Origin of the sequence: Pseudomonas extremorientalis (assembly GCF_024584605.1) — a bacterium.
Taxonomy (GTDB): domain Bacteria; phylum Pseudomonadota; class Gammaproteobacteria; order Pseudomonadales; family Pseudomonadaceae; genus Aquipseudomonas; species Aquipseudomonas extremorientalis.
On the sequence record NZ_CP089519.1, the window covers coordinates 3,420,895 to 3,446,967 of the forward strand.

At 62.3% G+C, this 26,073-nt stretch carries 21 protein-coding genes and 2 pseudogenes; 14 read left to right on the forward strand and 9 right to left on the reverse strand.

Annotation, left to right across the window (positions count from 1 at the left end; genetic code table 11):
- Positions 1–46: 46 nt before the first annotated feature.
- Positions 47–2,245, reverse strand: a complete 2,199-nt coding sequence (locus tag LUU92_RS15180) for an OsmC domain/YcaO domain-containing protein (protein WP_071488124.1) — start codon at positions 2,243–2,245, stop codon at positions 47–49.
- A gap of 162 nt (positions 2,246–2,407) precedes the next feature.
- On the opposite strand from LUU92_RS15180, the pseudogene LUU92_RS29360 reads away from it, so the two are divergent.
- The 3 genes and pseudogenes from LUU92_RS29360 to LUU92_RS15190 all read left to right on the forward strand — a co-directional run.
- Positions 2,408–2,680: pseudogene (locus tag LUU92_RS29360) on the forward strand (PAS domain-containing protein); the annotation flags it as partial.
- Positions 2,681–2,938: 258 nt separating this feature from the next.
- The gene (locus LUU92_RS15185; RefSeq protein WP_439653465.1) at positions 2,939–3,973 is read left to right on the forward strand and encodes a methyl-accepting chemotaxis protein; all 1,035 of its coding nucleotides are present in this window, start codon (positions 2,939–2,941) and stop codon (positions 3,971–3,973) included.
- A 267-nt stretch (positions 3,974–4,240) separates the two neighbouring features.
- Positions 4,241–4,861 carry a LysE family translocator gene (locus LUU92_RS15190; protein ID WP_257102211.1) on the forward strand — a complete coding sequence of 207 codons (621 nt, stop codon included), beginning with the start codon at positions 4,241–4,243 and terminating at the stop codon, positions 4,859–4,861.
- On the opposite strand, the gene LUU92_RS15195 is transcribed toward LUU92_RS15190, so the two are convergent.
- Positions 4,848–5,510: an O-methyltransferase gene (locus LUU92_RS15195; RefSeq protein ID WP_257102212.1), complete on the reverse strand. Its 663-nt coding sequence runs from the start codon at positions 5,508–5,510 to the stop codon at positions 4,848–4,850. The genes LUU92_RS15190 and LUU92_RS15195 overlap by 14 nt on opposite strands.
- Before the next feature lie 111 nt (positions 5,511–5,621).
- On the opposite strand from LUU92_RS15195, the gene LUU92_RS15200 reads away from it, so the two are divergent.
- From LUU92_RS15200 to LUU92_RS15210, 3 genes are all read left to right on the forward strand, one after another.
- A complete protein-coding gene (locus LUU92_RS15200) occupies positions 5,622–6,254 on the forward strand; it encodes a TetR/AcrR family transcriptional regulator (protein WP_071488120.1) in 633 nt (210 codons plus the stop codon).
- A 29-nt stretch (positions 6,255–6,283) separates the two neighbouring features.
- Complete coding sequence (locus LUU92_RS15205) at positions 6,284–7,075, forward strand: suppressor of fused domain protein (protein WP_257102213.1); 792 nt, start codon at positions 6,284–6,286, stop codon at positions 7,073–7,075.
- 171 nt (positions 7,076–7,246) lie between these two features.
- Positions 7,247–7,729, forward strand: coding sequence for a GNAT family N-acetyltransferase (locus LUU92_RS15210; protein ID WP_222539614.1), 483 nt, complete (start codon positions 7,247–7,249; stop codon positions 7,727–7,729).
- A 9-nt stretch (positions 7,730–7,738) separates the two neighbouring features.
- On the opposite strand, the gene LUU92_RS15215 is transcribed toward LUU92_RS15210, so the two are convergent.
- Entirely contained in the window at positions 7,739–8,266 is a 528-nt protein-coding gene (locus LUU92_RS15215) for a GNAT family N-acetyltransferase (RefSeq protein ID WP_257102214.1), read from the reverse strand.
- Positions 8,267–8,428: 162 nt separating this feature from the next.
- Between LUU92_RS15215 and LUU92_RS15220 the strand changes: the two genes are divergently transcribed.
- The gene (locus LUU92_RS15220; protein ID WP_257102215.1) at positions 8,429–8,989 is read left to right on the forward strand and encodes a cysteine hydrolase family protein; all 561 of its coding nucleotides are present in this window, start codon (positions 8,429–8,431) and stop codon (positions 8,987–8,989) included.
- Between the two features lie 143 nt (positions 8,990–9,132).
- Here LUU92_RS15220 and LUU92_RS15225 read toward each other — a convergent pair whose 3' ends face one another.
- Entirely contained in the window at positions 9,133–10,635 is a 1,503-nt protein-coding gene (locus LUU92_RS15225; protein ID WP_257102216.1) for an FAD-dependent oxidoreductase, read from the reverse strand.
- 49 nt (positions 10,636–10,684) lie between these two features.
- Between LUU92_RS15225 and LUU92_RS15230 the strand changes: the two genes are divergently transcribed.
- Complete coding sequence (locus LUU92_RS15230) at positions 10,685–11,182, forward strand: MarR family winged helix-turn-helix transcriptional regulator (protein WP_231999501.1); 498 nt, start codon at positions 10,685–10,687, stop codon at positions 11,180–11,182.
- An 80-nt stretch (positions 11,183–11,262) separates the two neighbouring features.
- On the opposite strand, the gene nirD is transcribed toward LUU92_RS15230, so the two are convergent.
- Both nirD and nirB read right to left on the reverse strand, forming a co-directional pair.
- Positions 11,263–11,625 carry a nitrite reductase small subunit NirD gene (gene nirD, locus LUU92_RS15235; protein WP_071487881.1) on the reverse strand — a complete coding sequence of 121 codons (363 nt, stop codon included), beginning with the start codon at positions 11,623–11,625 and terminating at the stop codon, positions 11,263–11,265.
- A complete protein-coding gene (nirB, locus tag LUU92_RS15240; protein ID WP_257102217.1) occupies positions 11,625–14,165 on the reverse strand; it encodes a nitrite reductase large subunit NirB in 2,541 nt (846 codons plus the stop codon). The genes nirD and nirB overlap by 1 nt, the downstream gene beginning before the upstream one ends.
- A gap of 581 nt (positions 14,166–14,746) precedes the next feature.
- Here nirB and LUU92_RS15245 point away from each other — a divergent pair.
- From LUU92_RS15245 to LUU92_RS29245, 3 genes and pseudogenes are all read left to right on the forward strand, one after another.
- Complete coding sequence (locus LUU92_RS15245; protein ID WP_257102218.1) at positions 14,747–18,721, forward strand: bifunctional nitrate reductase/sulfite reductase flavoprotein subunit alpha; 3,975 nt, start codon at positions 14,747–14,749, stop codon at positions 18,719–18,721.
- A 232-nt stretch (positions 18,722–18,953) separates the two neighbouring features.
- A pseudogene (locus tag LUU92_RS29240) lies at positions 18,954–19,907 on the forward strand (cache domain-containing protein); the annotation flags it as partial.
- Between the two features lie 198 nt (positions 19,908–20,105).
- Positions 20,106–20,810 carry a methyl-accepting chemotaxis protein gene (locus LUU92_RS29245; protein ID WP_428842195.1) on the forward strand — a complete coding sequence of 235 codons (705 nt, stop codon included), beginning with the start codon at positions 20,106–20,108 and terminating at the stop codon, positions 20,808–20,810.
- A gap of 34 nt (positions 20,811–20,844) precedes the next feature.
- On the opposite strand, the gene LUU92_RS15255 is transcribed toward LUU92_RS29245, so the two are convergent.
- The 3 genes from LUU92_RS15255 to LUU92_RS15265 are packed head-to-tail and all read right to left on the reverse strand — an operon-like array spanning position 20,845 to position 23,174.
- Positions 20,845–21,621 carry a nucleotidyltransferase domain-containing protein gene (locus LUU92_RS15255; RefSeq protein ID WP_071487884.1) on the reverse strand — a complete coding sequence of 259 codons (777 nt, stop codon included), beginning with the start codon at positions 21,619–21,621 and terminating at the stop codon, positions 20,845–20,847.
- Positions 21,618–22,097: a P-loop nucleotide/nucleoside kinase family protein gene (locus tag LUU92_RS15260; RefSeq protein WP_071487885.1), complete on the reverse strand. Its 480-nt coding sequence runs from the start codon at positions 22,095–22,097 to the stop codon at positions 21,618–21,620. Before LUU92_RS15260 ends, LUU92_RS15255 begins: the two co-directional genes overlap by 4 nt.
- Before the next feature lie 48 nt (positions 22,098–22,145).
- Positions 22,146–23,174, reverse strand: coding sequence for an apurinic/apyrimidinic endonuclease family protein (locus LUU92_RS15265; RefSeq protein WP_257102220.1), 1,029 nt, complete (start codon positions 23,172–23,174; stop codon positions 22,146–22,148).
- 174 nt (positions 23,175–23,348) lie between these two features.
- On the opposite strand from LUU92_RS15265, the gene LUU92_RS15270 reads away from it, so the two are divergent.
- The 3 genes from LUU92_RS15270 (at position 23,349) to LUU92_RS15280 (ending at position 26,042) form a co-directional block, all read left to right on the forward strand.
- Positions 23,349–23,762 carry a DUF2231 domain-containing protein gene (locus LUU92_RS15270; protein ID WP_071487887.1) on the forward strand — a complete coding sequence of 138 codons (414 nt, stop codon included), beginning with the start codon at positions 23,349–23,351 and terminating at the stop codon, positions 23,760–23,762.
- A complete protein-coding gene (locus LUU92_RS15275; RefSeq protein WP_093513353.1) occupies positions 23,759–25,051 on the forward strand; it encodes a PQQ-dependent sugar dehydrogenase in 1,293 nt (430 codons plus the stop codon). Before LUU92_RS15270 ends, LUU92_RS15275 begins: the two co-directional genes overlap by 4 nt.
- Positions 25,052–25,121: 70 nt before the next feature.
- A complete protein-coding gene (locus tag LUU92_RS15280; RefSeq protein WP_257102221.1) occupies positions 25,122–26,042 on the forward strand; it encodes a bifunctional helix-turn-helix transcriptional regulator/GNAT family N-acetyltransferase in 921 nt (306 codons plus the stop codon).
- The last annotated feature ends 31 nt before the right edge of the window (positions 26,043–26,073 follow it).

Genomic DNA, 26,073 nt, shown 5'->3' on the forward strand with positions numbered 1-26,073 from the left:
CCGCTCACCACAGCACACCTGCTCAGCACAGCAAGCCAGATAGGCGTCAGGCCAAGGCGACCTTGGCCCGCGCCGCATGCAGCTTCTTGTAGCTGTCGATCAAGCGCAGATGCCGGTCCAACCCTTCCAGCTTCATGCTGGTCGGCGTCAGGCCATAAAAACGCACATCGCCCTTCACCGAGCCAATCACCGCATCCATCCGCTCATCGCCAAACATGCGGCGGAAGTTGGCTTCGTAGTCGGCCAGTTCCAGGTCGTCGTCCAGTTCCATCTCCAGCACCGCATTCATCGCCTGGTAGAACAGGCCGCGCTCGACGGTGTTGTCGTTGTATTGCAGGAACATCTCCACGCACTCCTTGGCCTCTTCATATTGTTGCAAGGCCAGGAAGATCAGCAGTTTCAGTTCCAGGATGGTCAGTTGGCCCCAGGCGGTGTTGTCGTCGAATTCGATGCCGATCAGGGTGGTGATATCCGTGTAGTCGTCCAGTTCGCTTTCGATCAGGCGCTCGACCAACGCCTGCAGTTCCTCCTCGTCGAGGCGGTGCAGGTTGAGGATATCCTCGCGGAAAAACAGCGCCTTGTTGGTGTTGTCCCAGATCAGGTCATCCACCGGGTAGATTTCCGAGTAGTCCGGCACCAGGATGCGGCAGGCGGTGGCGCCGAGGTGTTCGTACACGGCCATGTAGGACTCTTTGCCCATGCCTTCGAGAATGCCGAACAGGGTCGCGGCTTCCTGGGCATTCGAGTCTGCGCCTTCGCCAGTGAAGTCCCACTCGACGAATTCGTAATCCGACTGGGCACTGAAGAAGCGCCACGACACGACGCCGCTGGAGTCGATGAAGTGCTCGACAAAGTTGTTGGGTTCGGTCACCGCCTGGCCTTCGAAGGTCGGCTGCGGCAAGTCGTTCAGGCCTTCGAAGCTGCGGCCTTGCAGCAGTTCGGTAAGGCTGCGCTCCAGGGCCACTTCCAGGCTTGGGTGGGCGCCGAAGGACGCAAACACGCCGCCGGTGCGCGGGTTCATCAGGGTCACGCACATCACCGGGAATTCGCCGCCCAGGGAGGCGTCTTTGACCAACACCGGGAACCCCTGGGCTTCAAGGCCCTGGATGCCGGCGAGGATGCCGGGGTACTTGGCCAGCACCTGCGCCGGTACGTCCGGCAAGGCGAACTCGCCTTCGATGATTTCACGCTTCACGGCACGCTCGAAGATCTCCGACAGGCACTGCACCTGGGCTTCGGCCAGGGTGTTGCCGGCGCTCATGCCGTTGCTGAGGTAGAGGTTCTCGATCAGGTTGGACGGGAAGTACACCACTTCGCCATCCGACTGGCGCACGAACGGCAGCGAAACAATGCCGCGTTGTTCATTGCCGGAGTTGGTATCGAACAGGTGCGAACCGCGCAGTTCGCCGTCGCGGTTGTAGATTTTCAGGCAGTAGGCATCGAGGATCTCGCTCGGCAGCTCGTCGTTGGGGCCTGGCTGGAACCAGCGCTCATCCGGGTAATGCACGAACGGTGCGTTGGCCAGTTCCTCGCCCCAGAACTGATCGTTGTAGAAGAAATTGCAGTTGAGCCGCTCGATGAACTCGCCCAAGGCCGACGCCAGGGCGCCCTCCTTCGTCGCACCCTTGCCGTTGGTGAAGCACATCGGCGAATGCGCATCGCGGATGTGCAACGACCAGACGTTGGGCACGATATTGCGCCACGACGCGATCTCGATCTTCATGCCAAGGCCTGCGAGGATGCCGGACATGTTGGCGATGGTCTGTTCCAGCGGCAGGTCTTTGCCGGCGATATAGGTGCCGCCCTCGGAAGTCGAATTCGGCATCAGCAACGCCTGGGCATCGGCGTCGAGGTTCTCGACTTCTTCGATGACAAACTCAGGCCCGGCCTGTACCACTTTCTTGACGGTGCAGCGGTCGATGGAACGCAAGATGCCCTGGCGGTCCTTCTCGGAGATATCCGCCGGCAACTCGACCTGGATCTTGAAGATCTGGTTGTAGCGGTTTTCCGGGTCGACGATGTTGTTCTGCGACAGGCGAATATTGTCGGTGGGGATATTGCGCGTCTGGCAGTACAACTTCACGAAGTACGCCGCGCACAGCGCTGACGACGCCAGGAAGTAATCGAACGGCCCCGGTGCCGAGCCATCGCCTTTGTAGCGAATGGGCTGGTCGGCAATCACCGTGAAGTCATCGAACTTGGCTTCAAGCCGGAGGTTGTCGAGAAAGTTGACCTTGATTTCCATGGGGGCACACCAGAATAACGGCTAAACAAAAATGGCCGCCATTATGAGGTGTTTCACCGCGAAGTTTCAGGCTTTTGACCAATGGCTGGCGAATTGGCCAATGTGGATTAACCTTTTTGCGTTTGGCGCCGATGGACTGAGGACAACCAGGGAGTAGTCGGAATGCGCAATAACCAGCCCGTAACACAGCGTGAGGTTTCCCTCGCGCCTTCGCAAAAACTCATCTCCGCCACGGATGTCCGAGGGGTCATCACTTACTGCAACGACGCCTTTGTCGACATCAGCGGCTTTGAACGCGCCGACCTGATCGGCGCGCCGCAGAACATCGTGCGCCATCCGGATGTGCCACCCGCCGTATTTGCGCACATGTGGGGTGCGCTCAAGCAAGGCCTGCCGTGGATGGGCATCGTCAAGAACCGCTCGAAAAACGGCGATCACTATTGGGTCAACGCCTACGTCACGCCGATCTTCGATGGCAGCCAGGTCGTCGGTTTCGAGTCGGTGCGGGTCAAGCCCACGGCCGATGAAATCCGCCGGGCCCAGGCCCTGTATCAACGGATCAGCCAAGGCAAACCGGCCGTCCCGCGCCAGGACGCCTGGCTGCCGGCAGCACTCGGTTGCGTGCCTTACGTGGCCACCGCAGTGGCCGGTAGTCTCGCCGGTCTGTTCTTCGACGCGCCGCTCGCAATTGCCGTGGCCGTCGCCGTCGCGGTGCCGGTGGGCGTGCTCTGCTCACGCTGGCGCCAAGGCAGCACACTGCGCCTGCTGCAGGGCGTAGAACCCTCGACTTCGGACGCCTTGATCGCCCAGATGTACAGCGACGCCAGCGGGCCACAGGCACGCCTGGAAACTGCGTTCCAAAGCCAGGCCGCGCGCCTGAAAACCTGCCTCACCCGCCTGCAGGACAGTGCCGAACAATTGAGCGCCCTGGCCGGGCAATCCGATCAGTTGGCCACCGCCAGCTCCAAGGGCCTGGACCGCCAGCGCGTCGAAACCGAACAGGTCTCGGCCGCCGTCAACCAAATGGCCGCCACTACCCAGGAAGTCGCCAGCCACGTCCAGCGCACGGCGGATGCCACCCAGCAAGCCAATGTGCTGACCGGGCGCGGCCGTGAAGTGGCACGGGACACCCGTGAGGCCATCGAACGTTTGTCCAGCGTGGTCAGCGAAACCGGCGCGACCGTAGCGCAACTGGCGCGGGACAGCGACGAAATCGGCAGCGTGGTGGACGTGATCAAGGCCATTGCCGACCAGACCAATCTGCTGGCCCTCAACGCCGCCATCGAAGCCGCGCGGGCCGGTGAGCAAGGCCGTGGCTTCGCCGTGGTCGCCGATGAAGTGCGCCAACTGGCGCAGCGCACGTCCCAATCCACCACCCAGATCCACGGGCTGATTACCCAACTGCAGGCGTCGTCCAACAACGCCGTGCAAAGCATGGAGAACGGTCAACGCCAGGCCCAGGAAGGCGTGGCCTGGGTACTCGAAGCCGACCAGGCCCTGGTGGGCATCAGCGAGGCGGTGTCGCATATCACCGACATGACTACCCAGATCGCTGCCGCCACCGAGGAACAGAGCGCGGTAGCCGAAGAGATCAGCCGCAACATCACCACCATCGCCGAACTGGCCGACCAGACGTCGACCCAGGCCCGTCAATCCACGGACCTGAGCAAGGAACTGACGAACACTGCGTCCACCCAGTATGCGTTGGTGGAGCGGTTCAACCGCTGAGCCTTTGCTGAACACCTGGCTAGCCGGTTTGTTGTGGCTAGCCGGTGTCCTGTAGCTAACCGGTGACCTGTGGCGAGCGGGCTTGCCCCGCGTTGGGCTGCATAGCAGCCCCAAAACCAGACACTGAGGAATACCTGACACATCGCAGCTCTCATTGATGGGGCTGCTGCGCAGCCCAACGCGGGGCAAGCCCGCTCGCCACAACAATCTCCTTCACTACAACATAGTATGCTTGGGTTCACCTCCACCCAATCACGAAGCCCGCCCATGTCCATCACGGATAACCTCCTCGCCTTCACCTTCGCCGCCACCCTGCTCACGCTCACACCCGGCCTCGATACAGCCCTGGTGCTCAGGACGGCGACGGTTGAAGGCAAGCGCCAGGCGCTGCAAGCTACGCTGGGCATCAACGCCGGCTGCCTGCTGTGGGGCGCAGCGGTTGCCTTCGGTCTGGGCGCACTGATCGCTGTGTCGGAAGTCGCCTTCAACCTGCTCAAGTACTGCGGCGCCGCGTACCTGGCCTGGCTGGGGTTGAACATGCTGTTGCGTCCGCGCCGCTCACTGGCCAGCGCCGAGGTGCAGGGCAAGCCGGCCGGCAACTGGTTTATCAAGGGCATGCTGGGCAATGTGCTCAACCCCAAGGTGGGGATTTTCTATGTGTCGTTCCTGCCGCAGTTCATCCCCCAGGGCCAGCCGTTGATCCTGTGGACGTTCGGCCTGGTGGGCATCCATGTGCTGCTCGGCCTGGTGTGGTCACTGGTGTTGATGGGTGCCACGCAGACGCTGTCCGGTTTCCTGCGCCGGGAAAAGGTCATCCAGTGGATGGACCGCACCACTGGTATGATCTTCATAGTGTTTGCAGCGCGGTTGGCATTCAGCAGGCGCTGAGCCGTATGGACAGTTCGATGTCATCGGCAAACGGTACAGACACGTAGCCGTTCTCCGGTGCGCGTACGTGGGCCAGGTATTCAGGGCAGTAATCGGTGTTGTCCGCCACCACCAGCGCGCCGGGGCGCAGGTGCTTTTCCACCAGGCCCAGCACGTCGCCATACAGCGTCTTGGCGCCGTCCAGCAGCAGCAAGTCCACACTGTCCGGCAGGTCGCTGGCCAGGGTGACCAGTGCGTCGCCTTCGCGGATATGGATCAAGTCACTCACCCCACCTTCGATGAAGTGCTCACGCGCCAGGGTAATCTTCGAGGCTTCGAATTCGCTGCCGATCAGCACACCGCCGCCGTTGTCACGCAGCGCAGCGGCCAGGTGCAAGGTGGACAGGCCGAACGACGTGCCAAACTCCACAATCGCCCGCGCCTTGCTGCTGCGCGCCAGCAGGTAGAGCAGCTTGCCGGTGTCCCGCGAGACCGGCAGCCACAGGTCCTTGAGCAGCGAATACAGCGCCACGTATTCTGTCTTGCTGCGCATCAGCCGATCACGTTCCTCCTTGGATACCGAGTTCACCAAGGGGCTGGTAGCGGCGCTGGCTTGGGTATAAAGACGTTCGATCAGGGGCGCCAAAGGCGCAGTGGTCAGACTCGACATAATGGATTTCCGTAGGGTTGGGGCTAAGATGCGACTCATTCGTCGCATTAAAAGTATGCGAGTGATTCCCATCCTTCGCTATTCGCATTCGCCCTGCTTACGGAGCCCCGTATGACCCGCCGTCAGCCCCCGTGTATTTCCACGCGCAAACAGCCACAACAGGCGCGTTCCACCGAGCTGGTGGCGGCGATTCTCGAAGCGGCTGTTCAGGTTTTGGCCAAGGAAGGCGCCACCCGTTTCACCACCGCTCGGGTCGCTGAAAAGGCCGGCGTGAGCGTAGGGTCGGTGTACCAATACTTCCCCAACAAAGCGGCGATTCTGTTCCGTTTGCAGAGTGATGAGTGGCAACAGACCACCCGAATGCTGCGCAACATCCTGGAGAAACACGATGAAGCACCGCTGGATCGCCTGCGCACGTTGGTGCATGCCTTTATCCAGTCGGAATGCGAGGAAGCGCAGATGCGCGGGGCATTGAGCGATGCGGCGCCGCTCTATCGCGATGCACCGGAAGCGCTGGAAGTCAGGGCGGCGAGCCGGGAGACTTTCGACGCATTCATGCTGGAGTTACTGCCTCAGGTCTCCGAGCAGACGCGCGCGCTGGCCTGCGACTTGATTCTCACAACGCTCAGTTCGGTGGGTAAGGATTTTTCTTGCAGCCCACGCACGGCGCAAGAAATTGCTGTGTATGCCGAGGGGATGGCTGATATGTTTCGCGCTTATGTGAATGCGCTGAACCATCCCTGAAGCGCTCTCCCTCCAGCAAAGGACTGCCCATGAATTTCTTCAAGAAACTGTTCGGCTCGTCAAAAACAATCGATACCCCAGTGGTTGAAGTGGATTCGCCCGACCCCGACAGCGCCAACCTGGCCGCACGCCTGGCCAGCGCCGAATGCCTGGACCGTCACTGGCAGTCTGTGGGCACCGTCGAACAAGACGTCCTCGCCTACCTGATCAGCCCTAGCTTCACCGGCGGCCCTCACTGGCCGTCCACGCGCCAGGCCTACCGCGTGGTACGCCGCGCCAATAGCATCGTGCTGGCAACCGAAGGGTTATCCGACCCGTTCGACGATGCCGAAGGCCTCGGCAATGGCTTCGAAATGGAACTGTTCCTGGAAACCCCCGACATCCCCGAAAATGCCCGCGGCAACCTCGGACACGTCGACCCGCTACGCCATAGCTGGGCATTCGAACTGCTCGAACACGTCGCCAAAACCGTCGCCAACGCCGGCGGCATCACCCAGCAACTGGAAAGTCATGGCGTCCTCTCCCTGGAGCTGCCCGGTTTCAGCCAGTCGCACCTGATGAGCGATCAGTTGCCCAACTTGTTCGTCACCGCAGACGACGCCACCGGCGTCCTGCTGGGCGGACCCGCCCCGGACTTCCCTACCCGCCTCGACGACATGCCGCTCTCACCGGTGCAACTGGTGCCGGTGGTGTTGATCACGGCGGCGGAGCTTGAATATGTGCGTGAAGGTGGGCGCGCAGCGCGGGAGGATCTGGTGGCACGGTTGCAGGCGGCGGGGGTTGGGCATGTGAGTTGTGTTGGTCGGGAAAGTTTGGTTTAGGTGTTTTCATGGGTGGCGGAAATAGCTGCCTCTCGCGACAGGCATAAAACGGCCACACGGAGCCTGTCGGATGCCGCCGGGAAATCAGGGGCAATTCAGTGAGGCTAACTTGGGAACCACACATCAGGCTCTCCATACTGGCCTTCCATGGTGGTAAATAGAGCGCAAAATATGCCCGTCACACCCGATCTAAATTCCCCAGTCATTCTGGTCCCAGCTCAACAAGACGACCTAGACAATCTCGTAGCCATTCGAATTGAGGCTATGCGTGAAAGTCTGGAGCGTGTCGGGCGATTTGATCCGGTTCGCGCGCGAGAGCGGTTTCTTAGCGGTTTTGAAGCTCGCAACACACACTACATCGAGGTACTTGGAGAGAGGGTTGGTTTTGTAGTGGTCAAGCATCACCACAATGAACTCTTGCTCGACCACTTGTATGTGAGACCGAGCGCGCAAGGATCAGGTATAGGCTCTGTTGTTCTCACTCAGATTTTTAAAGTAGCGGATGCGGTTGCGCTCCCTATTAGAGTTGGAGCTCTCAAAGACAGCGCTTCGAATCGCTTTTATATCCGCCATGGCTTCCAATTCGTCGAAAGCAGTGAATTCGACAATTATTATGTTCGTCAGAGCGTTCCGGGGGTTGGCCCAGCTTGCTAGCTGGATGTGTCAACCCTGTTGTGCAGAAAAGGCCAACCGATACCTGAATTCCTCGAGTGTTGCACCGCCTCTCACCAGGTTGCGCTCAGTGCCAGGGTCTGCGACACAGCCCGCCCGGCGATAAAACCGGAGAGCTCTTTCATTACGGCTCAACACCCAAAGTGTCAGGCCCTGATGGCCCTGCTCGCTCAGATACTCAACGCCGGCCTTCCACAACGCCAGCCCCACGCCTGTTTGCCAGTACCCGGCCAACACATAGATGGCCATGACCTCACCGGTGTTGGCACCCGCAGCCTCCTCGTCACGGCTGGCACCGACCGATATCCAACCGACCACCTGTCCGTCCACCTCCGCGACCCAAACCTTGGGCTCGTCCGACTCAATCGAGCGCATCCAGAAGGATTCACGCTGCGCCAGGGTCGCTTGCAACCCGCTCAAATACTCGGCCGGCATCAGGTCACGGTAGGCGTCCTGCCAACTGCTGATATGCACCTGGGCAATGGCCCTTGCGTCGTCGGGTAATGCCTTGCGGATCATGCCGGTATTCCTTTTTCGAGCAATGGCCTTCCAGTAAACCCACGCCTCATGACCGTTTGTATTCGCCGGGTGGCGAGGGGGCTATCCGGCCTCGAACAAATCGCTGTCTGGGTGCCCAGGTTGGCTGATATGTTGCGAACCTCACGAGCAAAGGGATGCACCATGCCACCGTTAGCCAGCAATGCCGCACTGCTGATCATCGACATGCAGCAAGGCATGAACCAGCCGAAGCTTGGGCGACGCAACAACCCCGGCGCCGAAGCGCAGATACAGCGCCTGCTGCAGGCGTGGCGGCAGTCCAACCGCACGGTGGTGCACATCCGCCACATATCCCGCTCGCCCGACTCGGTGTTCTGGCCGGGCCAACCGGGTTGCGAGTTCCAGCCGACCCTGCAACCGCTGGCGCATGAGCACGTGGTGGAAAAGAACGTCCCGGATGCTTTCACGGCCACGGGTCTGGAGCGCTGGCTGCATGCGCGTGGGATCCGCCAACTGGTGATCGTCGGCGTGATCACCAACAACTCGGTCGAGTCCACCGCACGTTCGGGCGGCAACCTGGGTTTTGAGGTGACGGTGGTTGCCGACGCCTGCTACACCTTCGACCAGACCGATTTGTCCGGGCGCCTGTGGCCGGCCGAGGATGTGCATGCGCTGTCGCTGAGCAATCTGGCGATGGACTATGCCAAGGTTGTAGAGACCACTGAAATCCTGGATAGGTTGTGAGCATGACGCATCAGACCGGCAAGCGAATCGCCTTGCGCAGGTCTCCATGCTCGCTTTCGGCATGTGGCAGCGCATGCGTCCAGTCATAAAACGGCCCGCACGCGCCTCGATATCAGTTTATATGACGAACTGATCCAGAGTTATCAGGCCGCCGGGCTTATCCCGGCGTGAACCAACAGATAAGACTCCAGTTCCTCTCGTTGCCGGGACGTTACAATCGCGCCGATATACCCATCAGGCCGCACCAGCACCCACTCGCCAATCGCCAGTTGGTAGGCACGTTGAAACTGACCTTGCTCGTCAATCACATCTCCCTCAGGCCCAACGATATGGACCTGCACGCCCGGCCAAGCGGGCACTGAATCACGCGTGACGTCATACCCCAGCAGTGTCCAGTGCGTGCCCTGGAACAGATGGAACAGCCGCAGCGCCTGCCCGGCGGCACCTCGGACCGGCGCGTCCGGCGCCCGGTCGCCCGCTGCAATGCCGCTACGCACGGGGTGCTGCAACGCCAGTGAGGACTCGGGGTAGCCGATGTCCAGTTGATGCACTTCCCTGCCCCGGCGCAGTTCGCCGTGCTGCATTTCTCCCAGCAGTCTGGTGGACAAACCGAGCACGGAGGCGGCCACCGGCCGGCGCTCTTCTTCATAGGTATCGAGTAAAGCCTCGGGGGCGCCCTGCACCACCGCTGCCAGCTTCCAGCCGAGGTTGTAGGCGTCCTGCACACTGGTGTTGAGGCCCTGGCCCCCGGTGGGCGGGTGGATATGCGCGGCGTCACCCACCAGCAGCACCCGGCGCAGGCGGTAGTGATCGGCCAGGCGTGCATTCATGGTGTAGGCCGATGACCAGCTCACGCTGTGCACCTGGACATCGGCGCGACCGGTGCGTTGGGCGATCAGTGCGGTGAGCCCTTCGGCGCTGAAGTCGATGTCGCCCTCGGCCGGGATCGGCCCCTGAAGCTGGAACAGGTCGGTGCCAGCCAGCGGACAGATCACAATCTGGCGTTGCATATCCCCTTCGCCAAAGCGATGCCAGGCCTCACGCGTCAGGCCGGTAAGCACCCCATCCGCCACCAGGGCGCGCACGCCCAGGGTCTTGCCGGGGAAGCCGATAGCCAGCGCATGCCGGACAAAGCTGCGACCACCATCGGCCCCCACCAGCCAGCGGGCACGCAGGCTTTCTTCGCCGCCCTGGCCGGCCAGCCTGGCGGTGATGCCATCGGCATCCTGTTCGAAGCCGACCAGCTCACAACCGAACTCAGGCCAGTGGCCCAGTTCAAGCAGGCGCTCGCGCATCACCTGTTCCGTCAGAAACTGCGGCACCATCAAGGGTTGCCGGTAGGGCTCGGCCGGTGTCGGCGCCTTGGATGCAGTGAATTCGGCATCGCTGTAGCTGCCATCGTCGCGGTAGCGCCGGTCAGTCGGATAGACTCCACCCACCGCCATCAAACGGTCGAGAATCCCCAGGTCCTCGAAGACTTCCTGGGACCTGGGCTGGATACCCTTGCCACGTGAGCCCTGGAATGGCTGGTGGTTTTTTTCGATCAGGCGGAAGCTGATGCCCCTTCTCGCCAGGTCGATCGCCAGGGTCAGGCCGGCGGCACCGGCACCGCAAATCAGTACATCGACAGCCAATTGCGCTTTCATATGGATCACCTATATGTGCAATACGCACATATTAAGAGAGGCCAACACCGTGTCAATTAAAAGCGTGCAAAAGGCACATATATCCGCCCAGCTGCGTGACCTGCATGGCTCGTTGGTCGAGATCGTAGGGGTGATGAACCGCCCTCAGCGCGACGAAGCAATGGTGCGCGAAGCCGGGATTTCCCTGGACCGCGCCCTGTTTCCGTTGCTGGTGCTGGTCGAGCGCCTGGGGCCGATTGGCGTGGTCGAACTCGCCGACCGCGTGGGCCGCGACTACACCACGGTGAGCCGGCAGGTGGCGAAGCTGGAAAGCCAGGGGCTGGTTACGCGCCAGGCAAGCGCACTCGACCGCCGTGTGCGCGAGTCGGTGATCACCGAGAAAGGCAAGGCCATGACCGACCGCGTCGATGACGCGCGGGAAAGGATCGGTATGTCGATCTTCTCCACCTGGGAGGAAGGCGATTTCGACAACCTGGTGCGACTGATGCGCAAGTTTGCCGAGGACATCAAGGAGGATTCCGTGCGTGCGACGAAGGGTATTTCCTGAAGCCATCCATCTGCAGGTTTGCTGTGGCGAGCGGGCTTGCCACAACAAGCTCTTTCACCTCAGCAAGCCCGCGCACGGCATCAATCCAACGCCAACTCCACCACCCCACCGTTCAACCGCACCGGCCATACCCGCAAGCGCTGCTCCGGCGCCTCCAGGCACTGCCCGTCTGCCAGGCGGTAATGTTGCTTGTAGATCGGCGCCGCCACCACCAGGTCACCCTTGATGCTGCCGATCAAACCGCGACCGATCACATTCGCCCCCGACTGCGGGTCGTGATTGTCGATGGCATACAGCGTCTGCGCCTGCGCGCCCGGCAGATAGAACAGTGCGACTTGCGCGCCGTCCAGCCACACCACCACGCCGGAGTTGCTCACCAGGTCTTGCTCGCGGCACACCTGCGTCCAGGTGGCCAGGTTGCGTTGGGTAGTGGCTTGGCTCATCAGGCAATCTCCTCGGTGACGGCAATCAGGTTGAGTTCGGCGGCCATGATTGGCCGGCGCTGGCCGCGTTCCTGGACGAAGTGGATGTCCGGGTCGGGGCGTTTGTCGTTGACGAAGGTGCGAAAGCGCTTGAGTTTTTCCGGGTCCTTGAGGGCGTTGGCCCACTCGCATTCGTAGCGGTCGACCACCCGTTGCATCTGCGCTTCGAGTTCGGCGCCCAGGCCCAGGCTGTCGTGCAGGATCACGTCCTTGAGAAAATCCAGGCCGCCGTCCAGGCTCTCGCGCCACACCGAGGTGCGCTGCAGCTTGTCGGCGGTGCGGATGTAGAACATCAGGAAGCGATCAATGTAGCGAATCAGCGTGGCGTCATCCAGGTCGGTGGCGAACAGCTCCGCATGGCGCGGGCGCATGCCGCCGTTGCCGGCGATGTAGAGGTTCCAGCCTTTCTCGGTGGCGATCACGCCCACATCCTTGCTCTGGGCTTCGGCGCACTCGCGGGTGCAACCGGACACCGCGAACTTGAGCTTGTGCGGCGAACGCAGGCCCTTGTAGCGGTCTTCGATCAGCAGCGCCATTTTCACGCTGTCTTGCACGCCGTAGCGGCACCAGGTGCTGCCCACGCAGGACTTCACCGTACGCGTGGACTTGCCGTACGCATGGCCGGTCTCGAAACCGGCCGCGATCAATTCGCCCCAGATATCCGGCAACTCGTGCAGCTGTGCGCCAAACAGGTCGATGCGCTGGCCGCCGGTGATCTTGGTGTAGAGGTCATATTTCTTCGCCACTTCACCGATCACAATGAGTTTGTCCGCAGTGATCTCGCCACCCGGAATACGCGGCACCACCGAGTAGGTGCCATTCTTCTGCATGTTGGCCATGAACGTATCGTTGGTGTCCTGCAACGGCACCAGGGACGGATCCATGATCGGCTGGTTCCAGCACGACGCCAGGATCGAGCCCACCGCCGGCTTGCACACGTCGCAACCAGTGTGACCACGGCCATGTTTGGCCAGCAGTTCGTCGAAGGTGACGATGCCTTCCACGCGCACCAGCGCGTACAGCTCCTGGCGGGTATGGGCAAAGTGTTCGCACAGGCTCTTGTCGACACTCACGCCACGGGCGATCAGCTCATGCTCGAACACCTGCTTGAGCAACCCGGCGCAGCCGCCGCAACCGGTGCAGGCCTTGGTCTGCGACTTGAGCAGGCCGAGGTCGCTGCAACCGCCGTCGATGGCAGAGCAGATCGCGCCTTTGGTCACGTTATGGCAAGAGCATACGGTAGCCGATTCCGGCAGCGCACCGGGGCCGAGGGTGGGTGCGCCGCTGGAAGACGGCAGGATCAGGCTGGCCGGTTCAGACGGCAACGCGATGCCGTTCTGCATGTACTGCAGCAACGTGTCGTAGTAGCTGTTATCGCCGACCAATACGGCACCGATCACCTGCTTGCCCGAAGCATCCACCACCAAGCGCCGATAGCTGGCACTGGCCTCGTCGATGAATTGATAGCTGCGCGCCCCGGGCGTGTGCGCATGGGCGTCGCCGATGGACCCCACGTCCACGCCGAGCAACTTGAGCTTGGTCGACATGTCGGCGCCCACAAACGGCTCGGCGGTTTGCGCGCAGAGCAGCGCGGCGACGCCCCGCGCCATCTGGTAGCCCGGCGCGACCAGGCCGAACAGGCTGCCGTTCCAGGAAGCGCACTCGCCAATCGCGTAGATATTCGGGTCGCAGCTCAGGCATTCATCGTTGATCACCACACCGCCACGCGGGCCGATGTCCAGGCCGGCCTGGCGGGCCAGTGCGTCCTGGGCGCGGATGCCGGCGGAGAACACGATCAGGTCGGTTTCGAGGAATTCGTCATTGGCAAAGTTCATGCGGTAGCGGTACTGCTCGCCGGCGCTGATCGACTGGGTCGCCCGTGACAAATGCACGCCCACGCCCAGCCGCTCGATCTGCGCCTTGAGCGCCAGGCCGCCGAAGTCATCCAGTTGCACCGGCATCAGGCGCGGCGCGAACTCCACCACATGGGCTTCAAGGCCCAGGCTTTTCAGCGCATTGGCGGCTTCCAGGCCCAGCAGGCCACCGCCCACTACCACACCGCGTCGGGCATTGGCGGCGGCCTTGCGGATCGCATCCAGGTCTTGAAGGGTGCGATACACCAGGCGTGAGTCGCCCTCGGCGCCTTCGATCGGCGGCACGAACGGATAGGAGCCGGTGGCCAGTATCAGCTTGTCGTAGGCGACACAGCCGTCGGCGGTGATCACTTCACAGCGGGCGCGGTCGATCTCCAGCACCGGCACGCCCAGGTGCAGGGTCACCCCCGGCGTCTGGTACAGCGCAGCGTCGGACAGCGCCAGCGACTCGGCATCGCGCCCGGTGAAATACTCGGACAGATGCACCCGGTCATAGGCGCGCATCGGCTCCTCGCTGAACACGTGCAAACGGTAGTGAGCCAGCGCGCCGCGTTCGATCAGTTGCGCCACACAGTGGTGGCCGACCATGCCATTGCCGACGACGATCAAGGTTTTGAGAGAATTCATAGTAAGCACCTGACAACGCTCATCACGGTTTTAAAAGCAAAAAAAAACGCCTGAAACCTTGCGGTTCCAGGCGTCTTTGCCTGTTCTTGTGCGGGTTCGGATCAGGCGACTGCGCCGGACTCACCGCTATTGCCCTGGTTGTCGATCGTCGTTGACCGAGGTGGGTTGATGGGGAACTTGCAGGGTCTGTGCCAAGCGAAGACAAAGCCCGCACTCAAGGCATCACACGCAAAACAACGGCGATGAAACTGCGCGTAATCGCCTCCAACTGGTGCACCTCGCGTCATAAAAGTGCACAAACCCCTTCTGTGGCGAGCGGGCTTGCCCCGCGTTGGGCCGCGTAGCGGCCCTAAAGGAAAACGCCGCGATCTTTCTGGAAGCTCGCGGCGTCTGGATCAGGGCTGCTTCGCAGCCCAACGCGGGGCAAGCCCGCTCGCCACAAAAAAACCTGGCGCGTGACTTGCTAGGAACACTCCAACCAGGCAGTCAACGCAGACTGCCCTCTCACGACAAAGGCGCCGTGTAACCCCCGTTCTGAACGGAGGGTTACAAGGCGCCTTTTTTGTTTATACGGGTTTCAGATGGCCAACCAAAACATACGCAGTGTGTGTCCCTATTGTGGCGTGGGCTGCGGCATCATCCTGCAGGTCGAGCACAATAAAGTGGTCAAGGTGATCGGCGACAAGGCCCACCCCACCAACTTCGGGCGCCTGTGCACCAAGGGCACTACCTGCGGCCAGGCCATCGCCGAGTCCGGCCGCATGGAGAACGCCTATGTGCGCCAGGCCCGCGACCATGACCCCGTACGCCTCGGCATGGACAAGGCCATCAGCGAAACCGCCCGGCGCCTGCGCCAGACCCTCGACACACACGGCCCGGACGCGCTGGCCTTCTACGTATCAGGCCAGATGTCGCTGGAGTCCCAGTACCTGATCAACAAATTGGCCAAGGGCTTTGTGCGCACCGCCAACATCGAGTCCAACTCGCGCCTGTGCATGGCCAGCGCCGGCAGTGGCTACAAACTGTCCCTCGGTTCCGACGGCCCACCGGGCTCCTATGAAGACTTCGACCGCGCCGACCTGTTCTTCGTGATCGGCGCGAACATGGCCGACTGTCACCCCATCCTGTTCCTGCGCATGATGGACCGGGTCAAGGCCGGGGCGAAGCTGATCGTGGTCGACCCCCGGCGCAGCGCCACGGCAGACAAGGCCGACCTGTTCCTGCCGATCAACCCCGGCACCGACCTGGCCCTGCTCAATGGCCTGTTGCACCTGCTGGTGAAAAACGGCCATACCGATCCTGCCTTCATCGCGAACTTCACCGAAGGCTGGGAGGCGATGCCGCCATTTCTGGAGGACTATTGCCCCGAGCACGTCGCCGCCATCACCGGCCTCGCCGAAGCGGATATCCGCCAAGCCGCCGACTGGATCGGCCAGGCCACCGAGTGGATGAGCTGCTGGACCATGGGCCTCAACCAGAGCACCCACGGCACCTGGAACACCAACGCGCTGTGCAACCTGCACCTGGCCACCGGCGCCATTTGCCGCACAGGCAGCGGGCCGTTTTCCCTCACCGGCCAACCCAATGCCATGGGCGGGCGTGAGATGGGCTACATGGGCCCGGGCCTGCCGGGGCAGCGCTCAGTGTTGGTGGACGCGGACCGCGCCTTCATCGAAAACCTGTGGCAGATCCCCCACGACAGCCTGCCGCGCCAGGCCGGCAGTGGCACCGTGGCGATGTTCGAGCAGATGGCCGCCGGCCGGATCAAGGCCTGCTGGATCATCTGCACCAACCCGGTGGCCAGCGTGCCCAACCGGCAAACCGTGATCAACGGCCTGCACACCGCCGAGCTGGTGATCAGCCAAGACGCCTTCCTCGACACCGAGACCAACCGCTACGCCGACATCCTGCTGCCCGGCGCACTGTGGGCCGAGGCCGAGGGCGTGATGATCAACTCCGAGCGCAACCTGACCCTGATGCAAAAGGCCGTGGACGCGCCCGGCGAGACCCTGCCCGACTGGCAGATCATCGCCCGGGTCGCCTGTGAGATGGGCTTTGCCGAGGCCTTCACCTACGCATCCGCCGCCGAGGTCTTTGAAGAAATCAAACAGGCCTGGAACCCCAAGACCGGCTACGACATCCGTGGCGCCAGCTACCCGCGCCTGCGTGAAAACCCTGTGCAATGGCCCTGCGCATCGGTTGAGGCAGCGCACCGCAACCCGATCCGCTACCGCCATGGCGGCACCCTCACCTTCGCCACCGAAAGCGGCAAGGCGCGGTTCTTCGCTCGCCCGCATATGCCGCCCGCCGAGATGCCCGACGACGGATTTCCCTTCGTACTCAACACCGGTCGTGTGCAGCACCAATGGCATACCCTGACCAAGACCGGCAAGATCGCCACCCTGAACAGACTCAACCCCGGCCCCTTCGTCGAACTGCACCCCGAAGACGCCGCCCGCCTGGGCATCAAGGACAAGGACCGGGTCGAAATACGCTCCCGACGCGGCCATGCCGTGCTGCCCGCCGTAGTCACCGACCGCGTGCAGCCGGGCAACTGCTTTGCGCCGTTTCACTGGAACGACGTGTTCGGCGAACACCTGGCGATCAACGCAGTGACCCATGATGCGGTGGACCCGATTTCCCTGCAGCCGGAGTTCAAGTGCTGCGCCGTCGCCCTCAGCCGTGTCGAGCTGATCGACCACCAGTTCCTCGACCTCCCTTCCTCCGTAGCAGAGGACACCGCCATGTCGCGCCTCGACGCCTTCGCTGACATCACCGGCATCCGCCACCTATCGCCACCGCCCCTGAGCGACAACGAACGCACCTACCTCGCCGGCTTCCTCAGCGGCTTGCACACCAGCGCCGCGCGCCAGGGTTTCGGCGTACCGACCCTGCCGGCGACTGCGCCGCTGACCGAGGCGTCACGCTTATGGCTGAACGGCTTGCTCGCCGGCTTGTTCAGTCCTACTGAACCCCTCGCCGCGCCCTCCCCGGCCGTCACCCTGCTGTGGGCCTCGCAGACCGGGAATGCCGAAGCCCTGGCCGAACGCTTTGCCAAGCGCCTGCGCGAAACAGGCATCAGCGTGGAACTGAGCGCGATGGCGGATTTCCCCGCGAGCAAACTGGCAAGCACCCACACCCTGGCGCTGATCAGCAGCACCTTTGGCGACGGCGACCCGCCCGACAACGGCGAAGGTTTCTGGCACAGCCTGCGCACCGCCGAGACTCGCCTGGAGTCGTTGCGCTTTGCGGTATTGGCCTTGGGCGACGCCAACTACGACCAGTTCTGCAACCACGGCAAGCAACTGGACCGGCGCCTGCTGGAACTGGGGGCAACGCGCTTGCTGGAACGGGTGGATTGCGACACTGAATTCGAAGCCGCCGCGGATGCCTGGCTGGCGCGGTTCCAACAGGCACTCAACCCGGCAAAACCGGTGGCACCGGCCACTCCCGCCGGTAAAACCAAGCTGTACGGCTCGCGCCTGCTGCTCAACCGCCATCTCAACCCGCACAGCGCGTACAAGGAAACCCGCCAGTTCGCCCTGGACCTGGCCGACTCCGGGCTGACCTATGAAGCCGGGGATGCCCTGGGCATACGGCCACGCAACTGCCCCGAACTGGTCAGCGAACTGCTCGACCTCACCCGTCTGAACGCCAGTACTTGCGTGAACATCGACACATTCGGCGATGTGCCGTTGCAACAGGCCCTCACCCAGCACTTCGAAATCGCCCGGCCCAGCAGCGACACCCTGGCCTTCATCGCCGAGCGCAGCGCCAACCCGGGTCTCAAGCACTTGCTCAACCCCGAGCACAAGGCCGAACTCAATGACTGGCTGTGGGGTCGGCAACTGGCGGATGTGTTGCAGGAATACCCCATCGAGTGCTCGGCGGACGAGCTGCTGGGCACCCTCAAGCGCCTGCAACCGCGCTTGTATTCCATCGCCTCCAGCGCCAAGGCGTACCCGCACGAGGTGCACCTCACCGTGGCCGCCGTGCGTTATGGCAAGCGCAAAGGCGTGTCCTCGACCTTCCTCGCCGACCGCGTCGGTGACGGGGAAGTGCCGCTATTCGTGCAACCGTCGAAACACTTCCGCACGCCCACCGACGCAGAGGTGCCGATGATCATGATCGGCCCCGGCACCGGCATCGCGCCGTTCCGTGGGTTCTTGCAGGAACGCCGGGCGCTGGGTCATCAGGGGCGCAACTGGCTGTTCTTCGGTGAACAGCACGTCGCCAGCGACTTCTACTACCAGGACGAGTTGCAAGGTATGCAGCGCGATGGCCTGCTCACCCACCTGAGCCTGGCGTTCTCTCGCGACCAGGCGCAAAAGGTGTATGTGCAGGATCGCATCCGCGAACAGGGTGCCGAGCTGTGGCGCTGGCTACAGGACGGCGCCAGGCTGTACGTCTGCGGCGATGCCAGCCACATGGCCAAGGACGTCGACCAGGCCTTGCGTCAGGTCGCGCAAACCCACGGCGGGCTTGGCGTTGAGGGCGCCGTAGAGTACTGGCGACAGATGAGCGAACAGAAACGTTATCTGCGTGATGTGTATTGATTGGATACAGAACAATACGCACTTTGTATTGTGTACAAAAAACCCTAAAGATTTATCGATGCCAGGCCGAAACAGCAGTGATAGCAAATCGCCTGATTCCTGATCAAGGAACGCAGCGATTTGGCCGCCCTTCACGCTGATGGTCGTCTCGATGAAAATAAAAAATAAGCTGGTCCTGGCATTTGTCTCTGTTGCATTTATTCCGGTCAGCCTGGTGGCCGTGATTTCGGTCATGAACACGCGGACCCAGGCGGTGGATCAGTTCATCGATGGCAGCACCCGGGAGATTCGCCAGATCGACGGCAACATTCGCCAGTTCTTCGATGGCACGTTGCAAAACGTCGATCAGATGGCCACTGATCCTGTATACACTTCCGTCAGCACGCTGAAGAACTACCAGGCCGCCGATGCCGCCAGCCAACCGCTGCCGGCCGAGGCGCAAGCCGTGATCGAGCGCTTCGCACGCTTTGGCGCCACCCACCCGGCGGCGGCGATCCTGTCCATCGGCCTGGAAGACGGCACCTACGCCAAATGGCCGGATGACCCCCAACTGGCCAAATACGATCCGCGCACCCGCCCCTGGTACAAGGCGGCCATGGCCAGCCCCGGTAAAACCGTGCGCACCCCCGCGTATTACTACGACAAGGACGATGTAGCATTGGTGGGCACCGCCCGGGCGATGCTGGAAAACGGCAAGGCCAAGGGCGTGTTCGTGGTCAGCGTCTCCCTGAAAAACCTCACCGAACTGGTCAAGAGCATCAAGCTGGGCGAAAGCGGCTACGTGATGCTGATCGAAGACGGCGTGGTGCTGGTGGACCCGCGTGACGCCGCCCACAGCTTCAAGCCGCTCAAGGACCTGGGCGCGCCCTATGCGCAGCTGGCCGACACACCTCAGGGATCTACTGAGGTGGTGATCGACGGCGTGCGCTACATGGCCAACGTGTGGACCTCCCCCGGCCTTGGCTGGCGCTATGTCGGCCTGATCGAACACCGTGAAGTTATGGCCGAAGCCACGCGCATGACCTACCTCACGGCCATCATCGTCGGCGTGCTGGTGCTGATTTTCGGGCTGATCGCGGCGGCGTTCTCCAAGGTCATCGTCAAGCCCATCGGCCAGGTCAGCACCGGCTTGCAGTCCATCGCCCAGGGCGAAGGCGACTTGCGCCACGAACTGCAGGTGCAGGGCAAGGATGAAACCGCCGAGCTGGCCGGCTGGTTCAACAAGTTCCTCGCGGCGATCCGCCAACTGATCCAGCACATCGGCGCGGCGTCGGCCAATTTGCAGAACGCTTCCAAGGTCAACAGCGAGGTGGCGCACAATATGAACGAGGCGGCCGGACGCCAGCGCGAGGCCGTTGAATTGGTGTCGACCGCATTCAATGAAATGGTCGCCACCGCCAACGAAGTCGCCCGCTCCTGCAGCGGCGCCGCGGAGTCCGCCGAAAACGGCCACCGTCGCGTGGCCGAGGGCAAGCAGCAGATCGAAGTCACCACCGACAACGTCAACCGCCTGGGGCGCCGTCTCACCGAGTCGTCCCAGGCCATGGTCGAACTGGAAGCTGGCAGCCGCAGCATCAACCAGATCCTCGGCACCATCCGCGCGATTGCCGAACAGACCAACCTGTTGGCCCTCAACGCCGCCATCGAGGCCGCCCGTGCCGGTGACCAGGGCCGTGGCTTCGCGGTGGTGGCCGATGAAGTGCGTGCCCTGGCCAAGCGCACGTCCGACTCCACCGGCGAGATCGAGCAACTGCTCGGCACCCTGGAAAACAAGACCCAGGAAGTCACCCAGAAGATGGGCAGTTGCCTGGACTTGTCGCGGGCCAGTGTGTCATCCATCGAAAGTGCGCGGGACAGCTTCGAAGGTATCCAGACGTCGGTGAACGAGATCCGCGACCAGAACCTGCAGATTTCCGCCGCCGCCGAGGAACAACACAGCGTGGCCGAAGAGATCAACCGGCACATCCAGCAGATCTACGACGAGGCACGCCTGGTGGAGAGCCTGGCCAACTCGGCGCAGGACGACTCGGGGCGCTTGTCCACTCTGTCGGATGAATTGAATGGATTGGTGGGGCGCTTCAAGTCCTGAGGAAGTCAGTGCTCTGGCGCCACATGGCAAACGCTCAAATGCGCGATTGCGCAACCATCCAGGCCTGGAACGCCTGAAGTCGAGCCGTGAATGTTTCACGGTCGGCACTCGGGTTCCGGGCCTCGAACAAAAAGAAGGCCACCTGAGTCATCTTGGATGGGTACTCCTTTACGAACAGCGCCACATGCATTTCCAGCGTATGCGGCCACGATGCCTGCTCACCGCAGAGTATCTGGGTGGCTCTGAGCAGCTTGCGTGACGCTTCGCGCTGCAGGCGGAGTCGCTCCTGTTCGTTGGCGGCATGTGCGATGCGGCCAAGGTAAGCGGTGAGCACCGCTTCAAAGTCACCGTTCACGGCCAGGGCAATATCCAGTGATGGCCGAAACCGCTCGAACTGCGCCGACAGATCATTGCCCCACACGCACCGGCAGTGGTGCTTGAGCCAGAATCCCCAGCTGTTGCCGTTTTCGATGGCCAGTACCTGTGCGCGGCTGCCGATATCGAAATCCACCTTGGTGACTTGCGGGTACCGCACGGCCAGGTCACATCGCACCCGCTCCAACCGCTCCAAAACTGCAGAAGTCGGCGGCTCACATAGCACCACCGTCAGATCAAGATCGGAAACGCCCGGCAGCGCATCGCCACGCGCGACGCTGCCATAAAGATAAAGGCCGTCCACTCCCAAGTCAGGCTGCGAGAGCACGTTGCAGGCAGCCTCGAGCAGTGGCTGAAACTCACGCTGCACGGGGACGTGGGGAACCGTAAGGATAAAGCCCTCGGCGTCCACCCCCACGGATTGCGCCGGGCTCATGGGTGATGCCTCTCGATCACCAGGCCTTCAGCCTCGCTCGGTACACTGAAATGGCGGGTAATCAGATCAAACTCAGCATCAGTGGCGGCAAAGTCATGCTCACCCTGGGCGTTGCGCGCATGCAGCCTGGCCCGGCAGGTGGCGTCATCCAGTTCCAGGTAGTGCAGGCAGTGCCGGGCCTTGGCGGCGTGTGCCAACCCCAGCAGCCATTCGCGACTGGCCACTGTATTGGCAGGGAAATCCAGCACCACGTCGAGGCCCGACTGCAGCACATTGATCACCAAGGGGCCCAGTACGCCGCGAATACGCTGGGCGCATTTGATGTAATCCGCAATCGCGTGGATTTCACCGGGGTAAAGCGTGGCGAGCCAGTGGTCTTCACTGAGCACAATGGCAGCGTGCTCAGTGGCGAGGGTCTTGGCGAGCGTGGACTTGCCGGAGGCGATCTTGCCGCAGAGCAAATGCAGGGTTGGCATGGGGCGGTTCCTTATGTCAGTCCCGCCAGCATGACCGCCATGGATTGATCACACAACGCCCCGTTTCCAATGCTCGTGGAACGCCAGGGCCGCGACATTCTTGTCCTTGGCTTCGAGCATGATGTCGAAGCGGTCGAGAAACTGCAGCGCATAATCGTTGGTCCAGCGGTTCCACATCTGTGCGCTGTGGGCGTAGAGGTCGCGCTTGGACACCACCTGCAACAACGCGTCCATTTCCAGCTTGTGCTCGGCATCAAAGCCCAGCTCTTGCAGGCTCTCCGGGGGCTGGGAGTAATGCATGGTCGGTCGCACGCCGCGCCAGCTTTCAATCACCCGGGCGACCCGCTCCGAGTAGGGGTCGATGTAGTCGTTTTCGTTGATCCAGCAGTGGTGGATGTCCAGGACCACCGGTGCCAGGTCGGCGACTTGCAGGCAATGGTCCAGGCCATAGGTCTTTTCGTCGTTCTCGAACGTGATGCAGTTGCGCGCCACCTCCGACAGGCGCGACCACACGGCGCGGGTGCCTTCCACGCCGAGGCGGCCGGCGATATGCACGTTGCACTTGAGGTCCTGGAAGCGCCGGCCATAACCCATCATGCGGATCATGTCGGCGTGGTATTCGAATTCGGCAAGGCTGTTTTCCACCACGCCGGGGTTTTCGGAGCCGAGTACACAGTATTGGCCCGGGTGGAATGACAGGCGGATATCCGAGGCGCGGGCCAACTCACCGATGGCGGCAAAACCCTCAACCAATTGACGCTCGATAGCCGGGTCCTTGTAGACGCTGGCCACTTTGGCATGGCTGTAGAACGGCAACAGGTCGCTGCTCAAGCGCAGCATGCGCAGGGTCGAAGGCAATTCAGCGACATACGCCAGCAGGCGCAATTGAGCGGCCAGGTTGTGCGTGACCACTTCCACCAGTTTGTCCCGGGCCACCTGCGGTGTAACGCTGTCCATCCAACGCAACGTGGTGGTGCGCGGGTTGAACGGACCTTCGATCAGCTTTTGGGCGCTGGCCGACAGTAGCCGTTCGGGATGTTTGTATTGGCACGCGAAGCCAATGCGTGGGTGAGTCATGGAGGCGCCTGGCGTAGGAAAAAGGAGCGAATGATACGGGGTTAGTCCGGGGTCGACCCAGGCGGGTTCCCACTATTTCGAAACGTTTCACGCTGAACTTTCTCACCGGCGCTGCGTTCACTTCTTATGCGCTGCCCCGTCCAGGGGCGTTGTACAACAAGGAGCCGCCCCCGTATGACTACCCTCCCCGTTTACCGATATGCCCCAGGGCCGCTGCATGCGACCTTGCTCGCCGGCACCGTGCCGTTGTTTCTTGGTGCCTTGCTCAGCGACATTGCCTACACCCAGACCTACCAGATCCAATGGGCCAACTTCGCCTCCTGGCTGATTGCCGGCGCGTTGGTGTTCGCCGGTTTCGCGTTTCTGTTCGCGCTGGTCAACCTGCTGCGCGCCGAGCACAAGGCCGGTCAACCCACCCGCTATGTGCTGTTGCTGTTGGCCACTTGGGTACTGGGCCTGGTCAATGCCTTCCAGCATGCCAAGGACGCCTACGCCTCGATGCCCGGCGGCCTGATCCTGTCGGCCATTGTCTTGCTGCTGACGTTGGCGGCCACCTGGACCGGCCTGCGTTCGGGAGGTGTCAAATGAAAACGTCCAGCACCCTGACCCTATTGAGCGCCGCGCTGTTGCTGAGTGCCTGCGGTGGCGAAGGCGACAAGACCCAGGCCCGTGGCCCCGATCCCAAGCTGCCGGAACAGCAAAGCAGCCTGTTGCCGAGCATGAAAATCGCCGAGCCTGCGCCCTGGGGCGAACAGAAACCCAAGGTGCCGGACGGCTACAGCATCACCGCGATTGCCACCGACCTGGCCATCCCGCGCCAGACCCTGGTGCTGCCCAACGGCGATATCCTGGTTGCCGAAGGCCGTGGCGGCAGTGCGGCCAAGCTCAAGCCCAAGGATGTGATCGCCAGCCTGATCAAGGCCGAGGGCAACACCAAGGTCAAGAGCGGCAACCGCCTGACCCTGCTGCGCGACGCCGATGGTGACGGCACCTACGAACTCAAGACCGTGTTCGCCGACAACCTCAACGCGCCCTACGGCCTGGCGTTTGCCAACGGCAAACTCTACGTGGCCAACCAGGACGCACTGGTGAGCTTCGACTACGCCGACGGCCAGACCAAAGCCAGCGGCCCGCCGAGCACCGTCACCGACCTGCCGGCGCAGATCAACCATCACTGGACCAAGTCCCTGGCCGTGAGCGCCGATGGCAGCCAGCTTTATGTGGGCATCGGCTCCAACAGCAACGTCACCGAACGCGGCATGGAAGTGGAGATCGACCGCGCGATGGTCTGGCAGATCGATGCCGCCACCGGTGCGCACAAGCCCTACGCCACTGGCTTGCGCAACCCCACGGCGCTGACCATCCAGCCGGACACCGGACAACTGTGGACGGTGGTCAACGAGCGCGACGAACTGGGCCCGGACCTGGTACCGGACTACCTGACCTCGGTGCGTGAAGGCGCGTTCTACGGCTGGCCGTACAGCTATTGGGGTCAGAACGTCGACCCACGCGCCCAACCGCAGAACCCGGCCAAGGTGGCCGCCGCAATCAAGCCGGATTACAGCCTGGGCTCCCACGTGGCCGCCCTTGGCGTGGACTTTTCCATCCCGCAGATGGGCGAGCAGTTTGCCGATGGTGTGTTCGTCGGCGAGCACGGCAGTTGGAACCGCGACAACCCGGTGGGCTACAAGGTGATCTTCGTGCCGTTCAGCAATGGCAAGCCGTCCGGTGAGCCCATCGACTTCGCCACCGGCTTTCGCGGCGACGACGGCAAGACCCGTGGGCGCCCGGTGGGTGTGACGGTGGACCCGAAAGGTGCGCTGATCATTGCCGATGACCTGGCCAATACCGTTTGGCGCGTGACGCGGAACCGCTAAACAAAATGTTTGACATGGTTGCCTGAAGCAACAATATTGTTGCCTAAGGCAACCATTCGAGCATTTGAGCATGTCCACCCCCTTGCTTGTCGAACGCGCCGGCATCGTGCGCGGCTTCAACCGCTTCTACACCCACCAGATCGGCGTGTTGCAGGAACACTTGCTGCAAAGCGACTACTCCCTCACTGAAATCCGCGTGATGTACGAGTTGTCTTCCCGGGGGGACCTTACCAGCGCCGACCTGTGCCAGATGCTCGGCCTCGACGCGGGTTACCTGAGCCGGCTGACCAGTGGCTTTGAAAAAAAAGGCCTGATCCAGAAAGTCCGCTGCGCCACCGACGCCCGCGCCGTGCAATTGCACCTCACCGACCACGGCCGCGCCGTGCTGGCGCCGCTGGAGCAGCAAACCCAGCGCGAAGTCATCGCCCTGCTCGAGAGCCTGCCCGAACCGCAACAGCAACAACTCACCGAAGCGATGAAGCGCATCCAAGCCCTGCTGCAAGGCACCGCGCCCAGCTATCTGTTGCGTGACCCGCAACCCGGCGACATGGGCCGCGTTGTGCAGCAGCAAACCGCGATCTATGCCCGTGAATACGGCTGGAATTGGGAATTCGAAGCGCTGGTGGCGGAGATCGTCGCCAAGTATCTGCGCGAATATGACCCCACGTGCGAGCGCTGCTGGATCGCGGAAAAGGACGGCGAGGTGGTGGGCTCGGTGTTCGTGATCCGCCATGACCAGACCACGGCCAAGCTGCGCATGCTCTACGTGGATGCCAGCGCACGGGGCATGGGTATCGGCCAGCGCCTGGTGGATGAGTGCGTACGTTTTGCCCGCCAGGTGGGCTACACACGCATGCTGCTGTGGACCGTGGATATTCTGACCGACGCGCGCAAGCTGTATCAGAAAGCCGGGTTCGAGCTGGTGGAGGAAGAGCCGATGGTCAGCTTCGGCAAAGCCCTGGTCAGCCAGACCTGGGCTCGCCCGCTGTGAAACAGCCCCGCGCCATGGCGGCGCGGGACGT